The organism is Olleya marilimosa CAM030, from assembly GCF_000518485.1.
Classification (GTDB): Bacteria; Bacteroidota; Bacteroidia; order Flavobacteriales; family Flavobacteriaceae; genus Olleya; species Olleya marilimosa.
Window position 1 is genome coordinate 23,457 of record NZ_JADR01000005.1, and the last position, 15,721, is coordinate 39,177.

The following is a 15,721-nucleotide window of genomic DNA, read 5'->3' on the forward strand; positions in this document are numbered from 1 at the left end:
TATTTATTTAATGGTGGAATTATTTAGAAGTTATATTTAATACTCCAGTGCCATCTAAATTTATTTCTATTGGACTAATCCCTTTATTAGATTGATAAGTCGTTTTAGTTTTATTCCCTTTTTTGTCAATTGTTGAGATTTTAATTTTAATAATTTCATCCTTGTTATTGCGTTTTATAGTTGAGAATTGGATATCTATATTCTGACTTGTTAAAAACGCTTTATGCTGGTTTAAAACCAAGTCAGTTGTGTTTTTATCAATGTGTAATGTGCTTCTGTTTTTTGAAGCATCCTCTTCATCTATATAGAATAAGCTTGTTGTTTCAACTTTTTCAACAATTTTCCAATTACTATTTTTTTCTGAATTTTTGTTATTGGTAGTGATTTCTATAACATCATTAAGTCCTTGACTTCCATATTTGTTTGTAGCCATTTGACCTTTAAGAACATTCATGGTTGCAATGTTTTCTGTATTTAAAGCTGATGGCATGATGTCTGTTATTTTACCATTTATTACATAAAGTGGCTTTTTTTGTTGTTCGACTATAACCAACTTACTTTTGTCTTCTCCTGTATTAGTGGTTTGAAATTTATAGCTAGATACACTGCTGTCTTGGTCTTTGTTTTCTATTATTAATTTAATATCATCACCACTATTTTGGGTATGTATTACATTGGTGTTACTGCTGGCTTGTTCTGTAATAACAGGAGATGTTATTGTCCAATCTTTTGTAATAGTAATCACTGATTTGTTTTTATCATCATTTATTAATAACTGATTGTCTTCAACTTTTAAAATAGTAGTATTTATAGGTGAATTATCTAATTTGTTAAAAGCGACACGTTTTGTAAACTCTGATTGACCTTTGTTTTTTGTTGCTATTGTTAACGATATAATGTCCTGGTTTTGGTTTCTTTTTATATTAGAAAATTTAACTTCTAAATGGTCCAACTTAGATTCTAGTTTGCTTTTAATTGCTTGAATCTCTTGGTCAGTGGACTTGGAAGTGATAATATAAGTTTCGGTATTAACTAGATGTTGTTGTATTTCCGCATTAGTGATGTATACTTTTTTTGTATTAAAACTCATTAAAAATAATCCTAGAAAGGGCAGCACGATAGTGAGCTTTAATAAATTACTGTTTTTTGATTTTGATTTTTGTAACATAACGATTCGTTTTTTGATTAATGATTGATAAAAATTAGTTGGAAAAGCTAATTGATTTTGATGTAAGCTAGCTTTTAATAATACCGTTTGATAGCTTTTTGAGCACTTTATTTTGTGCTGTGCTTTTTGATCTGCTATGTATTCTAAGTTTTGTTGAAGTTCTTTTTTGTACCACCAAATAAAGGGATTAAACCAAAATAGGATTGTGGCAAGTTGGATAACTATCACGTCTATAGTATGGTATTGAGTTGCATGAACTTTTTCATGAGTTATAATATAGTCAAGTTCTGTTTTTAAAAATTGATTGGGATTATAAACGATACGATTAAAAAATGAAAAAGGTGCTATTGAAGCTTCAGTTTTAATAAATACAAATGGACCAGATAGTATTTTAGTTTTATTTTGTAACAACTTATGCAGCGATATAAATTGTAAAATTACTTTTACTAAAATTATAAGTAATCCAAGGCCATAAATTATTGGTAATAACTGCCATAAATTAAAACCAGATTTAGTCGTGGTTTGTGTTGTCGCAACTTGTAGGTTTTGTGATATACTTATGTCTTGTGGAGTGTATTGTATGTAAACAGGAATAACTATTAATGGTAATACTGTGGCTATAAATAAGCCTGAAAGTAAAAACCAACGGTTAGCCTGAAAAAAAGTATCACGTTGTAAAAATAGTTTGTAACAAGTGTAAAATAGTAATATGATTGCTGAAGCTTTTAAAAAATAGTCCATGATTAATCTTGATTTTCTATTAAACGAATAATTTCTTTTAGCTCTTCAACGCTAATTTTTTCTTCTTTAGCAAAAAACGAAACGACATTTTTATAAGAGCTATTAAAGTAATTGTCGATTGCAGTATTCATAAACTTATTTCGATAGGCTTCTTTTGAAATAATAGGGTAGTAGCGATGGGTTTTTCCAAAAGCTTCGTAACTAACATAACCTTTTTCTTCAAGATTTCTAACCATAGTAGATAAGGTGTTATAGTGTGGTTTGTCGTTCTTTATTTCTGCCATGACATCTTTAACAAAAGCGTTTTCAAGCTTCCATAAAATGTGCATTATCTCTTCTTCTTTGTTGGTTAACTTTTGCATAATCAATTGTTTATTTCAAATTTAATGTAAACATAACTAATAAAATAGTTATACAACTATAAAGTTAGTTTTTTAACTATTTTTTTAGTTTTATTAATAATGATTTTCCGCTACAGCGAAAAAAATTAAGTCCTAATTCTTTTTGATGTTTGCAAAATGTATCTTCGCAAAAATTATATTTTTATGAGTGTAGTGTATCTTATTTTAGGTTTTGTGTTATTAGTGGTAGGAGGAGAGTTTTTGGTGCGATCATCTGTAGCCATGTCTTTTAAGCTTAATATTTCTAAAATAGTAATTGGTATGACGGTCGTGTCTTTTGCGACTTCTGCGCCAGAATTATTAGTTAGTTTACAAGCAGCATTAAAAGGGTCGCCTGCAATTGCTATTAATAATGTAGTTGGATCTAATATTGCTAATATTGGTTTGGTCTTAGGTATAACTGCTATTGTTGGCGCAATTGCGATAGATAAATCCTTTTATAAGTTAACATGGCCAGTAATGATGTTGTTTTCAATAGCATTATATTATTTTTTATGGAATGATAACCAATTAGTTGCTGTGGAAGGTTTAGTGCTTTTTGTTGGATTAATTGTGTTTATAATATATTTAATTAAAACTCAAAAATCTACAGATGATTTAGAGGAAGTGGATGATACTTTAGCTGTAGTGTCTAACTTTAAAATTGGTATTTGGTTATTAATAGGTGCAGCAGCTTTATATTTTGGTAGTGAATGGTTAGTAAAAGGCGCTACACAAATAGCAACAAGCTTGGGTGTAAGCGAGGCTGTTATTGGTGTAACCATGATTGCAATTGGTACAAGCGTGCCTGAGTTAGCAGCATCTGTTATTGCAGCAGCTAAAAAGGAAAAAGCAATCTCTTTAGGAAATTTAATAGGATCTAATATTTTTAATATTGGTTCAGTGTTAGGTTTAACATCTATGATAAAGACAATCCCTGTAACAGAGTCTTTAATATTGTCCAGAGATATATTTTGGATGTTAATTTTTGCAGCTTTAGTTTTAGTACTAGGATTGTTGCCTAAGCAGCATGAGATTGGAAAAATTAAAGGGTTTGGATTGGTGTTAATTTATGCAGTTTTTATAATACTTGTTTTTAATGGTTAATAAATGCTACTTAATCTTATTAAGATAAAAAAAAACGCTTTCTATTATAAGAAAGCGTTTTTTAATGGATTTAACTATGTAATCAATATTAATTAATATTAGCAGATTTTACAGTTTTAATAATACGACCTGCTATTTTGTATGGATCACCATTAGATGCTGGACGACGGTCTTCTAACCAACCTTTCCATCCTTTCTCAACTGTGATAATTGGAATACGTATTGATGCGCCTCTATCAGAAACACCATATGAAAAATCGTTTATGGATGCAGTTTCATGGTCACCAGTTAAACGTTGATCGTTAAACTCTCCATAAACAGCAATGTGTTCTTTTACAACTGGTCTAAAAGCTTCGCAAATTTTCTCGTAAGTTTCTTTGCTACCACAAGTTCTTAGTACAGAGTTAGAAAAATTAGCATGCATACCAGAACCATTCCAATCCATATCTTTGCCTAATGGTTTTGGGTGGTATTCTATATAATAACCATATTGTTCTGTTAATCTGTCAAGAAGGTATCTTGCAATCCAGATTTCATCTCCAGCTTTTTTAGCACCTTTAGCAAATAATTGAAACTCCCATTGTCCAGATGCAACCTCTTGGTTGATACCTTCAAAGTTTAAGCCAGCGTCAATACATAAATCTGCATGTTCTTCTACTAAATCTCTACCATGAGTGTTTTTCCCTCCTACGGAGCAATAGTACATACCTTGTGGTGCAGGGTAACCTCCAATTGGGAATCCTAAAGGTAATTGTGTTTTAGTATCCATAATAAAATACTCTTGCTCAAAACCAAACCAAAAGTCATCATCTTCATCTTCAATAGTAGCTCTACCATTAGATATGTGTGGTGTTCCATCTGCATTTAATACTTCAGTCATTACTAAGTATCCATCTCTTCTTGCAGGATCTGGATAGATTGCGACAGGTTTTAAAAGACAATCAGAAGAGCCTCCTGAAGCTTGTTTAGTAGACGATCCATCAAAAGACCAAATTGGACAATCTTCTAATTTTCCGCTAAAGTCGTTTTCAACTTTAGTTTTACTTCTCATGTTTTGTGTTGGAAAGTATCCATCCAACCAGATGTATTCTAATTTAGATTTACTCATGATAAAAACTCATTTTAGTTATATGTTGTGGCAAATATAAAATAAATTTGAATCTACCCATTAAAAAACATGGGTGTAAATAACAATTTTATTAAAAGAATGTTAATAACCCTATTTTTTTTAGGGTATCATATTTTAAGAGTGTTAATTTTTGTAAATTCGTAATTCAATTAATTAAAAAAGATAATATGTCAACATTAAGATTTCATGCCATCAAAGAATCATTAAAACGAAAACCAGTTGTAATTGAAGAAAAGCAACGACGTTCAGAAATTTTTGGAAGCAATGTTTTTAATGAGTCAACTATGCGCCAATACTTAACAAAAGAAGCTTTTGAAAGTGTTAATGATGCAATTAAACTAGGAAAAAAAATTGATAGAATAGTTGCGGACCATATTTCTACGGGAATGAAGGAGTGGGCAATCTCAAAAGGAGCAACACATTATACACACTGGTTTCAGCCTTTAACAGGAGCAACAGCTGAAAAGCATGATGCTTTTTTTGAAACGATTGGAGGTGGATTAGCAATAGAAAAATTTGGTGGAGGACAATTGGTGCAGCAAGAGCCTGATGCATCAAGTTTTCCTAATGGAGGTATTAGAAACACTTTTGAAGCGCGTGGTTATACTGCTTGGGATCCAACATCTCCTGCATTTATATATGGTACAACATTGTGTATTCCTACCGTTTTTGTGTCTTATACAGGTGAAGCCTTAGATTATAAAACACCATTGCTTAGGGCATTACAAGCTGTAGATAGTGCAGCTGTAGCTGTGTGTAAGTACTTTGATAAAAATGTTAAAAAAGTGAATGCATCATTAGGTTGGGAGCAAGAATACTTTTTAATAGATCGTGATTTGGCAATGTCAAGACCAGATATTGTACAAACAGGTCGTACATTATTAGGGCACTCTCCAGCTAAAGGACAACAGTTAGATGATCACTATTTTGGGACAATACCAAATCGTGCTATGGCTTTTATGAGAGATCTTGAAACCGAATGTATGTTATTAGGTATACCTGTTAAAACAAGACATAATGAAGTGGCACCTAATCAATTTGAATTAGCGCCAATTTATGATGAAGCTAATTTAGCAGTCGACCATAATTCATTATTAATGGATGTCATGGATAAAATTTCAGATAGACATAATTTTAAAGTCTTATTTCACGAAAAACCTTTTGCAGGTGTAAATGGATCAGGAAAACATAATAATTGGAGTTTAAGTACAGATACAGGAGTTAATTTATTAGGTCCAGGAAAAACGCCAATGAGTAATCTTCAGTTTTTGACCTTTTTTATAAATACAATTAAAGCAGTTTATGATAACGAAGAGTTGTTACGTGCAGCTATTGCATCTGCTAGTAACGACCATAGATTAGGAGCTAATGAAGCGCCTCCAGCAATAATATCTGTTTTTATAGGAGATCAATTAACTAAAACTTTAAACGAGTTAGAAAACGTAACTGATGGTAAATTGTCTCCAGAAGAAAAAACAGATTTAAAACTAAATGTGGTTGGTAAAATACCAGACGTATTATTAGATAATACAGATCGTAACAGGACGTCTCCTTTTGCCTTTACAGGGAACAAGTTTGAGTTTAGAGCGGTTGGATCTACTGCCAATTGTGCAAACCCAATGACGGTTTTAAACAGTATTGTTGCAAAACAATTAATAGACTTTAAAAATGAAGTAGATGCTTTGATTGATAAAAAGGATATGAAAAAAGATGATGCGATCTTTAATGTCTTAAGAGAATATATCAAACAGTCTAAAAACATTTTGTTTGAAGGTAATGGTTATGGTGAAGCATGGGAGAAAGAAGCTAAAAAAAGAGGTTTAAGTAATAATAAAACAACACCTGAAGCATTAAAGGCTAAAGTGTCTAAAAAGACATTGGAGTTATTTGAAGATTTAGGAGTAATGAATAAGGTGGAGTCTGAAGCACGTTATGAAATAGAAATGGAAGAGTATGTGCTACGTATCCAAATTGAAAGTCGTGTAATAGGAGATATAGCACGTAATCATGTTGTTCCAACAGCAGTTAGGTATCAAAACGTATTAATTAAAAATGTAAAAGGGTTAAAAGAAATATATGGTGCAGACTTTAAAAAGTTAGCAAAAGAACAACTTAATTTAATTGAAGAAATTTCAGAGCATATAGCTTCTATAAATTCTAACGTCACAAAAATGACAGAAGCTAGAAAGAAGTCTAATAAAGATGAAAACATAGAAACTAAAGCATTAGCTTACTGTAATAAAGTTAAGCCATTATTTGATGATATTAGATACCATTGTGATAAGCTTGAATTATTAGTGGATGACGAGTTGTGGCCTTTAACTAAGTATAGAGAGTTGTTGTTTACTAAATAAATACCTAAAGAATTGTAAAAAAAAGCCTCAATTACTATTGAGGCTTTTTTTGTGTTTCATAAACCTGTTCGTCCGATAAAATTACAATGTTATCGAATAGTTGGTTTAAAAACGCTGATTTTTATGGTATTACCATTTTTGAAAGCATTTAATATATATCTTTGAGATGCTATTAATCAATTTATATTCAAAATGAAAAAAGTCTTTTTCAGCGCAGCTGCGCTTATGTGTGGGACAATGTTGTTCGCACAATCTAACGTAAGTGATGTCGATCAATCAGGTGTTTCCAACGATTCTGATGTGTTCCAACAAGGAGCAAACAATGATTCAGATGTCGATCAATATGGTTCTGTCCCAAGTAACCCAAACAGTGGTGAGGCTAACGATTCTGATGTCTTTCAATTAGGAGATTTAAACAAATCAAAAGTAAAACAAGCTGGAGATCGTAACCTTGGTGATGTGTATCAAGAAGGAAATAGAAACAATGCTAGGATAGATCAAGGTGTAAGTGCTGCAGAAGATAATTTTGCATACACAAATCAATTTGGTAACAGAAACAAATCGGTTCAAATCCAGCGTTATGATAATAATTTTGGAGATATAGATCAAGACGGAAACAGAAATGTAGGACGACAAAATCAAAATGCAGTACCTAATCAATCGGCAGGAAATACAGCTTATTTGACGCAAGCTGGAAACAGAAACTTTTCTAACCAAAAACAAACTGGAGGAGATAACTTTAGTGATGTAGATCAAATTGGTAACAATAATGAATCTAGAGTTTTTCAAGTAGGTATTAATAATTCTTCGTTAGTTGATCAAATAGGTAATTTAAACGATTCTTATGTATCACAAGATGGAGATGATAATGTTGAAACAACAAGTCAAACAGGAAATAATAATATGGCCTCTACTATACAAGATGGTGATCAAAACGATTCTGCAACGTTGCAATTAGGTAACTCTAATAGTAGTATGGTAAGTCAAATTGGTCTTTCTCATTTAAGTGATGTTTATCAATCTGGTAATTTTAATGCAAGTACAGTTGATCAAGGTGGTAATACACATATGAGTGATGTAGATCAAATAGGTGATTCAAACATATCTATTGTAATTCAAAACGATTAGTATAAATAAAGTAATTTACTTTAAAAGAGGGCTCTTCAAAGAGTCCTCTTTTTTTTGTGTTTAAATGTAAAATTAATTCTTCATTTCACTTTAAGTCGTGCATAAGTTAATCAATTTTAATGGGTGTAATATTTTAAAAAATTAAGTTGTTAATTAGTTTTTATTTAATGTGCTTAAGCTTGATTATTAAGTTGGATTAGATATTTAGTCTTCGGTATAATGAAATGCTGTTTAAATTTAGTTTTTCGCCTATTTTTTTCTACGTAGTTATACGTATGTTCAAGTATATTAAGGGTTTAGCTTAATTTTTTAAGCTGTAAATCTTGTAGGAAAATTCTTTTAAATACGTGCGTTTTAACGTTTAAATATCGGTTGTTAACGAATATATAGTTAAAAACACTTGTTTTTTTGGTAATCAAATTTTATGAGAGAATAAATTCTTTATCTTTGAATTGCTATTAATCAATATATATTTAAACATGAAAAAAGTATTTTTCAGCGCAGCTGCGCTAATGTGTGGAACAATGATGTTTGCACAATCAAACAACAGTGATGTAGACCAGATCGGAAGCGGAAATGCTTCAACTGTAATGCAAACTGGTATGACCAATGACTCTGACGTAGATTCAGTCGGAGATGATAACATTTCTACAGTAGATCAAAACGGAACTTCTAACACTAATGAGACTCGCCAAACTGGTGGAGGACCAGGAGGAGATGGTTTGTCGGATGATAATATTTCTGCAGTTAATCAAACAGGAGATTTAAACAATAACTTTACTTGGCAAGATGGTGACTTAAACGCAAGTGACGTTGATCAATCGGGAGATAGTAATGACTCTTACACAGATCAGTGGGGAGACAGTAACTCAAGTACTGTTGACCAAGATGGTGATAGAAACGATTCTGATGTATTCCAAGGTTATGGTACAGCAGGTGATGGTTCTCATACCAGTACAGTAGAGCAGGATGGAGATGATAATACATCTTTAGTAAATCAATTTGGAGGTTCTGGAAATAATTCAGAAGTTGAGCAAATTGGAAATTTAAATGATTCTGATGTTTCTCAAGATGGTAATAACAATGACTCTACTGTGTGGCAAGGTACTGTAGGAGATTCTAATATTAGTACTGTTACTCAGACAGGAGATGATAACGATTCATTTGTATGGCAAGATGGTGATAGTAATTTATCTGATGTAGATCAAACAGGAGATAATAACGATTCTTATGTTGACCAATGGGGAGATTTTAACACTTCTGATGTAGATCAAGATGGTGACGGAAACGATTCAGATGTTTTTCAAGGTTATTCAGGAGATAACAACACAAGTGTTGTTGATCAAAATGGTGACAATAATACGTCTTATGTGAGTCAAGACAATGATTTAGGAGGAGGAAATGATTCTTCAGTTACACAAACAGGAAACGATAACGATTCTAATGTTGACCAAGATGGAGAATCTAATATTAGTGATGTTGACCAAATTGGTGATATGAACATTAGTGATGTTGACCAAACTGGTGATATGAACATTTCTGATGTTGATCAAGATGGAAATATGAATGACGCTAGTGTTGATCAAAATGGAGATATGAATGACTCTTTAGTAGATCAAGATGGCGATAGTAATGATGCAGACGCTGACCAAGATGGGAATAATAATGACTCAGATATCTGGCAAACAGGTGATATGAATACAGCTGCAGTTACTCAATTAGGAAATGATAACTGGGGTCAAGCAGAGCAAATTGGTGATTCTAATCTTGCAGATGTTAGTCAAACAGGTAATGATAATTATGGTGGAGCAGGACAATATGGAGATATGAATGATAGTGATATTGATCAAGTTGGTGATTTCAACTACGCACTTTCTATTCAACAAGGTAACTCTAATATTTCTACTCAAAATCAACAAGGTAATGCTAACACTGCAACAACTTTTCAAATAGGTAACACTAATGAGTCTTATGTAGATCAAATAGGAAACAATAATGGATCAGCTGTAACTCAATTAGGTGACGATAACGATTCTGATGTAGATCAAAATGGAAATGCTAATAGTAGTTCTGTTTCTCAAACAGGAAACACTAACATCTCTGTAGTTGCTCAAGACGGTACAGGAAACCAAAGTCAAGTGACTTCTACTGGAAACGATAATCAATCATACGTTGATCAAGATGGTACTGCTAACAATAGTTCGGTTTCACAAATGGGAGACTTACATTTATCTAACGTAACTCAAAACGGATTGTTAAATAATAGTATTGTTGATCAAGACGGTTTTATGCACGATAGTTATGTTAATCAACAAGGAAATTTTAATTCTAGTATAGTAGATCAAAACGGAACAACTCATTCAAGTTCTGTGGATCAAATTGGAAACGGAAACTCTTCTTCTGTAACTCAAAATGACTAAGCATAAGCTTTTGTAAAATAGATTATTTATTAAAATAATTATAAGGTATAAGAGCATTAATTTGCTCTTATACTTTTTATAACAGATTTATTTTATAACTTACATGTAGTAACACAGTTAAAACATAAGACTAAGACTATGAAAACAATATTTAAAATTTTAATAGTTGCCTTAATCTTTATATCTAGTAATATTCTTGCTGCTCAAACTTTTGAAACTTTAGAAGATAATGAGTTGTCTGGTTTTAATACTCAGGCATCAGAAGAAAACTTTTTACTTAATCAAAGCGCTGCAAATCTAAATTCAACTTCATCAAACAACGCAATTTTTATTGCTCAAATAGGAGATAATAATGATGCGGTAAGTGTAACAAGATCTACACAGAGTAATATTAATATAATCCAAAACGGTAACGATAATCTTACTGTACTGGATATTAATAGTACAAAAATTGTTGAAACAGTAATACAAAATGGAGATAATAATTCAGTTTTTGATTACAGTCCTTTTAAAACAGATATAAAAAACACAACGATTAATCAAACTGGGAATAACCAAAATTTAACCATGTTTGGATCAAATTCTTTATCAGAAAAAATTAAAGTTTCTATGCAAGGACAAGATCAATCTATCATTATTAGAAATTTTTAAAAAATAAGCCATTATGTTTTTATGTGAATTCAAAAAAACAATGGTTTTAATTATTGTCTATTTTTTTGCTATTAACGCTTACTCGCAATCTTATAACACGCAAGTAGAGGCAAGATTAATAGTGACCCAAGACAATGATATTATTAATATAAAGGGCGTTGCAATTAATAAAATGCAGTTGTCTAAAAGTATATCTTACAAACTATCTGTTTTTAAAACAGATAAAAATCAAAATAAATCTAAAAACGAGCAAAGCGGACAACTAGATTTAAATGCAGATCAGCAAAAAGATTTGTCAACAACATCTATTAATTTCGATCAAGAGACTAAAGTGATAATTCTACTTTTAATTTTTGATTCTACAGATAATATTATTGGTAAGGATAGAATCGTATATAACGATAATGAAGATAATACTCTTACTATTAAAAAAAATATAGCAGAAAAAATTGAAGACATTAGTGTCAAAATTTCTGCGCAATTAGTAAATAATGAAGTTGAGGCTAAAATAGAAACTGCTCAACAAAATGATTTTACAACCATAAAAGCTACAGCTTTCAATAAAACTGAAATCACAAAAAGCTTAATATTTAAATTAATGGTTTTTGATAAAGAAGAAAGCGTTGATAATCTTCTTGAAGACAAAAAACAACGCTTTATTATATCTGCCAACCAAAAAATAGAATTAGCTGAGGCATCATTTAATAGTGTTGGAGATCAGCCAGTTATTTGCGTTATGCTAATTTATGACTTAGATAATAATTTGATAGGTCAAGATCGAGTGGTTTACAATGATAAGTCTAATTTGGATATAGAAAACAAACAAAAATTATTAGAAAAATTAACTGAGGAACAGGCAAACTCAAAAGACGTTAATAGGGATAAAAGAGATGGTTTAGAGTTAAAAGGTATTGTCGTTGAAGACACAAAAACTAAACCAGGTAGGGACTTCTACAAGCTATTTTATTCTTTATACACTCAAAACAATATTAACGGAAATAAAGTAGTGACTATCAAGGAGGTATTAGCATTAGGTAGAAACACGAAAATAGAAGTTATAGTTGGAGATGATGAGATTTTTTCGTTTTTTGTAAGACCTAGTCTTGAGTATTTAACTAAAATGAATGATTACGCGATTATAAACGTATACAAACATTTTAAAAAACTTGAAAACGAATCTAAAACAATTAAACGCTATTAACTTTTTAGACATGAAAAAATTACTAATAATTTTAATTTTCTCGGCTAGCTACTTCTGTGTTGGTCAACAATTATCTTATAAACCCATAAATCCTGCTTTTGGAGGAGATACTTTTAACTATCAATGGTTATTAAGTTCAGCCAACGCTCAAAATTCCTTTACAGACCCAAAAGCAAACCAATCAGATGATGATAGCTCTTTAGCAGCATTTTCCGAAAATTTAAATAGACAAATACTTAGTCAGTTATCTAGATCTTTATTTCAAACACAATTAGGAGAAGGTCTACAGGAAGGAAATTTTAGTTTTGGTAGTTTAGCACTAGAAGTTTATGACTCTGCAGAAGGTCTAGTCATTAATATCTTAGATACAGCTACTGGAGAGCAGACACAAATTATAGTCCCAAATTAACCATTTAACTATCCATCATGCTAAATTATAGATCTGCATTTGCAGTCATATTATTTTTATTATTAACCAGTTGTGGCGCTTTTTTTAATCAGCCTTATAAGCAAGAACGAGCTAGGATTGGAGAAACATCTCCAGTAACACAAAAGTTAAAAGAGTTTCCGTTACCTCAAGAACCTGTGGTAGCAGGAGTTTATAACTTTAAAGACCAAACAGGTCAATATAAAGCTGTAGAAAACGGAAGTACATTTAGTACAGCTGTCTCTCAAGGAGGTACGACCATGTTAAGTAAAGCGTTAGAAGACTCAAAGTGGTTTACAGTTATTGAAAGAGAAAATCTAGGAAACCTTTTAAACGAAAGGAATATAATTAGATCTACACGTGACGAATATCGAAAAAACCAAAACCCAAACGAACCTAATTTGCCTCCATTACTGTATGCAGGAATATTATTAGAAGGAGGTGTAATATCCTATGATACTAATATTATAACAGGTGGTGCAGGAGCAAGATATTTAGGGGTTGGTACTTCAACACAATATAGACAAGACAGGATAACAGTATATTTAAGAGCTGTATCTACATCTAGTGGTAGAGTATTAAAAACAGTATATATATCAAAAACAATTTTATCTCAAGCAGTATCTGCAAATCTGTTTAAGTACGTTAAGTTTCAAAGACTATTAGAGACTGAAATAGGTTTTACTAAGAATGAACCTGTGCAATTAGCCATGAAAGAGGCTATTGAAAAAGCTGTTGAAGCTTTAATTATAGAAGGAATTAAAGATGAGTTATGGTTACCTAGATTAAGCGAGGAAGCTACAGCTAAACTTATAGAAGATTATGATTCTGAAAAAGATGAAGCTATTACTACAGAGTTATATGATCGTTTTTTAACAGAACGAAGAGGTGACTACGCTGTGTCTGCTGCATTAGGAGGTACGTTAATGAATGGTGATTTGGCTAATCCACAACTAGCTTTTAATAGTAAATTAGGATTAAAACGTAAATTAAATCCATATTTAGCATTAGATGTTTCTTTCAATAAATTTAATTTAGAAAATAAAGAATTGTTTAATGACGGGTTTATGTCCTTTGATTTAAACCTAGAATATAAAATCCTACCATTTGACAACTTAACACCATACTTGTTTGGAGGTATTGGTACAAACGCATTGGATTATTTTAACACCATAGAACCTAAATTGCAAGCAGGTTTAGGAATAGAATATTTAGTAAAAGATAACCTAGGAGTATATGTTTTTGGAGAGCATAACCTAGTATTTTCAGATAAGTTGGATGGTGTTGTATCTGGATCTATTGACGATATGTTTTATCGTTTTGGGTTAGGTGTTAATATTTATTTATCTACACCAAATACTAAATTTAATCAACGTAAAGAATTAGAGCGACTTAAAAAAGCAGAATTAAAAGCGCTTAAAAAAGAAAACAGAAGACAGATGCAAGAGAAAAATAAGTCGGCACGTCAAAATATTAAAGATAATTAATCTGTTAAATTTTAATTTAACATTTAAATAAGAGAAACAGATGAAGACATTTTCAAAATATATAAGTTTAATTTTCATACTAGCAACAATAGTAAGTTGTAGTGAAGACAAAGTGTCCTTTAGCGGAACGGGTCAAATAACAGGAAAAGTAGTATCAAAAGGAGATAATGTACCTCTAGAAAATACAAGAGTATCTACAAATCCTAGTTCTAGTATTGTCTTTACAAACGCTACTGGTGATTTTGTAATTAACAACGTTGCAGTAGGTACTTATTCTGTGCAGGCACAAAAAGAGGGATATTTATCAAAGTTTGAATCTGCTACAGTGACTGAGGATAATGATGTCAACGTTATTTTTGAGCTAGATATAGAAACTGCAAATAATGACGCGCCAAATGCGCCAATACTAGTGACACCAGCTAATAACGCAATAAATCAAACTTTAACTGTAGATTTAACTTGGGTTGGTACAGATCCGGAAGAAGATGAATTAACTTATGAAGTCCAAATTTTAAACGACCAAAATTCTGAGGTGTTAAATTTTACAGATTTAACAGATACCACTTTAACTGTTACAGGACTGGATTATGGAATTAAGTATTTTTGGCAAGTTTCAGCTTCAGACAATATTAACGATGCAGTTTTAAGCGAAACTTTTAATTTTAAAACCATTGAGTTTCCAAGCAACAGAGTTTTCTTCACCAGAAAAATTGATGGAAACAACGTTATATTTTCTGCAGATCCTGATGGTGTAGAGTATCAATTAACGTCTTCAAGTAGTAATAGTTGGAGACCAAGAAAAGCAAGTGGAATTGATAAATTAGCTTTTTTAAAGACAAATGGAGGGCAAACTCATATTTACACAATGGACCTCAATGGGTCTAACATCACGCAGGTTACTAATAGTATTGCAGTTAATGGATTTAATTTGGAAGAACTGGATTTTGAGTGGAAGGATAATAATACCAAGTTAGTATTTCCAAATTTTGATAAGTTATATCAAATAAATGTAGATGGATCAGGATTAACACAAATACATCAAACGTTAAATGGTAATTTTATAACAGAGGTTGATTGGAATCAATTTACCCAACGACTTGCCATTAAAACTAACAATGCTTCTGGTTATAATATTGAAATTTATACGCTAAGCGATACAGGAACAATTTTTAACTACGTTATGCAAGCAGTAAGTGGTGCAGCTGGAGGCTTAGATTTTTCTTTTGATGGTACTAAATTATTATACACGTATGATATTTCTGGTAATCAAAATACAGATTACAGACAGTTAGATAATCATATCTTTATCTATGACACTTCTACTTTTGTGTCTAATGATATATCATTATCAAAACCTGCAGGTACAAATGATTTAGATCCAAAATTTTCACCTAATGAAGCTCAGGTTATTTTTGTTAATACATCAAATGATGGATTATCGCAAAAAAACATAGTAGTAATCGATATATTAACTACTAATGATAGAACCCTGTTTTTAGAAAATGCAAAAATGCCAGATTGGAAGTAA

Annotated in this window: 12 protein-coding genes; 9 read left to right on the forward strand and 3 right to left on the reverse strand. The window is 31.4% G+C overall.

What is annotated here, in order from left to right; all coding sequences use genetic code 11:
* Window positions 1-19: 19 nt before the first annotated feature.
* Both M890_RS16405 and M890_RS0106050 read right to left on the reverse strand, forming a co-directional pair.
* The gene (locus tag M890_RS16405; RefSeq protein ID WP_051437463.1) at window positions 20-1,909 is read right to left on the reverse strand and encodes a M56 family metallopeptidase; all 1,890 of its coding nucleotides are present in this window, start codon (window positions 1,907-1,909) and stop codon (window positions 20-22) included.
* A 2-nt stretch (window positions 1,910-1,911) separates the two neighbouring features.
* Complete coding sequence (locus M890_RS0106050; protein ID WP_028282673.1) at window positions 1,912-2,271, reverse strand: BlaI/MecI/CopY family transcriptional regulator; 360 nt, start codon at window positions 2,269-2,271, stop codon at window positions 1,912-1,914.
* Window positions 2,272-2,454: 183 nt separating this feature from the next.
* Here M890_RS0106050 and M890_RS0106055 point away from each other — a divergent pair, with 183 nt between their 5' ends.
* On the forward strand, window positions 2,455-3,396 hold the full coding sequence (locus M890_RS0106055) for a calcium/sodium antiporter (RefSeq protein WP_028282674.1): 942 nt from the start codon (window positions 2,455-2,457) through the stop codon (window positions 3,394-3,396).
* An 88-nt stretch (window positions 3,397-3,484) separates the two neighbouring features.
* On the opposite strand, the gene M890_RS0106060 is transcribed toward M890_RS0106055, so the two are convergent.
* Window positions 3,485-4,504: a glutamine synthetase beta-grasp domain-containing protein gene (locus M890_RS0106060; RefSeq protein WP_028282675.1), complete on the reverse strand. Its 1,020-nt coding sequence runs from the start codon at window positions 4,502-4,504 to the stop codon at window positions 3,485-3,487.
* A 188-nt stretch (window positions 4,505-4,692) separates the two neighbouring features.
* On the opposite strand from M890_RS0106060, the gene M890_RS0106065 reads away from it, so the two are divergent.
* The 8 genes from M890_RS0106065 (at window position 4,693) to M890_RS0106100 (ending at window position 15,721) form a co-directional block, all read left to right on the forward strand.
* The gene (locus M890_RS0106065) at window positions 4,693-6,879 is read left to right on the forward strand and encodes a glutamine synthetase III family protein (RefSeq protein ID WP_028282676.1); all 2,187 of its coding nucleotides are present in this window, start codon (window positions 4,693-4,695) and stop codon (window positions 6,877-6,879) included.
* A gap of 192 nt (window positions 6,880-7,071) precedes the next feature.
* Window positions 7,072-8,007 (forward strand): hypothetical protein, encoded by a 936-nt coding sequence (locus M890_RS0106070; protein ID WP_028282677.1) that lies wholly within the window; start codon window positions 7,072-7,074, stop codon window positions 8,005-8,007.
* 479 nt (window positions 8,008-8,486) lie between these two features.
* Window positions 8,487-10,427, forward strand: coding sequence for a beta strand repeat-containing protein (locus tag M890_RS0106075; protein ID WP_028282678.1), 1,941 nt, complete (start codon window positions 8,487-8,489; stop codon window positions 10,425-10,427).
* Between the two features lie 138 nt (window positions 10,428-10,565).
* Window positions 10,566-11,078 (forward strand): hypothetical protein, encoded by a 513-nt coding sequence (locus M890_RS0106080; RefSeq protein WP_028282679.1) that lies wholly within the window; start codon window positions 10,566-10,568, stop codon window positions 11,076-11,078.
* A gap of 40 nt (window positions 11,079-11,118) precedes the next feature.
* Window positions 11,119-12,279 (forward strand): CsgE family curli-type amyloid fiber assembly protein, encoded by a 1,161-nt coding sequence (locus tag M890_RS0106085; RefSeq protein WP_028282680.1) that lies wholly within the window; start codon window positions 11,119-11,121, stop codon window positions 12,277-12,279.
* Between the two features lie 10 nt (window positions 12,280-12,289).
* The gene (locus tag M890_RS0106090) at window positions 12,290-12,688 is read left to right on the forward strand and encodes a curli production assembly/transport component CsgF (RefSeq protein ID WP_028282681.1); all 399 of its coding nucleotides are present in this window, start codon (window positions 12,290-12,292) and stop codon (window positions 12,686-12,688) included.
* A 17-nt stretch (window positions 12,689-12,705) separates the two neighbouring features.
* Complete coding sequence (locus M890_RS15820; protein WP_036597236.1) at window positions 12,706-14,193, forward strand: CsgG/HfaB family protein; 1,488 nt, start codon at window positions 12,706-12,708, stop codon at window positions 14,191-14,193.
* 40 nt (window positions 14,194-14,233) lie between these two features.
* Complete coding sequence (locus tag M890_RS0106100) at window positions 14,234-15,721, forward strand: carboxypeptidase regulatory-like domain-containing protein (RefSeq protein ID WP_028282682.1); 1,488 nt, start codon at window positions 14,234-14,236, stop codon at window positions 15,719-15,721.

Bases quoted from the DNA above. Each gene is read 5' to 3' on its own strand.
- M890_RS0106100 (WP_028282682.1), top strand. From the start codon at position 14,234: ATGAAGACATTTTCAAAATATATAAGTTTAATTTTCATACTAGCAACA.
- M890_RS0106050 (WP_028282673.1), bottom strand. From the start codon at position 2,271: ATGCAAAAGTTAACCAACAAAGAAGAAGAGATAATGCACATTTTATGG.
- M890_RS0106090 (WP_028282681.1), top strand. From the start codon at position 12,290: ATGAAAAAATTACTAATAATTTTAATTTTCTCGGCTAGCTACTTCTGT.
- M890_RS0106080 (WP_028282679.1), top strand. From the start codon at position 10,566: ATGAAAACAATATTTAAAATTTTAATAGTTGCCTTAATCTTTATATCT.
- M890_RS0106075 (WP_028282678.1), top strand. From the start codon at position 8,487: ATGAAAAAAGTATTTTTCAGCGCAGCTGCGCTAATGTGTGGAACAATG.
- M890_RS0106085 (WP_028282680.1), top strand. From the start codon at position 11,119: ATGGTTTTAATTATTGTCTATTTTTTTGCTATTAACGCTTACTCGCAA.
- M890_RS16405 (WP_051437463.1), bottom strand. From the start codon at position 1,909: ATGGACTATTTTTTAAAAGCTTCAGCAATCATATTACTATTTTACACT.
- M890_RS0106055 (WP_028282674.1), top strand. From the start codon at position 2,455: ATGAGTGTAGTGTATCTTATTTTAGGTTTTGTGTTATTAGTGGTAGGA.
- M890_RS15820 (WP_036597236.1), top strand. From the start codon at position 12,706: ATGCTAAATTATAGATCTGCATTTGCAGTCATATTATTTTTATTATTA.
- M890_RS0106070 (WP_028282677.1), top strand. From the start codon at position 7,072: ATGAAAAAAGTCTTTTTCAGCGCAGCTGCGCTTATGTGTGGGACAATG.
- M890_RS0106065 (WP_028282676.1), top strand. From the start codon at position 4,693: ATGTCAACATTAAGATTTCATGCCATCAAAGAATCATTAAAACGAAAA.
- M890_RS0106060 (WP_028282675.1), bottom strand. From the start codon at position 4,504: ATGAGTAAATCTAAATTAGAATACATCTGGTTGGATGGATACTTTCCA.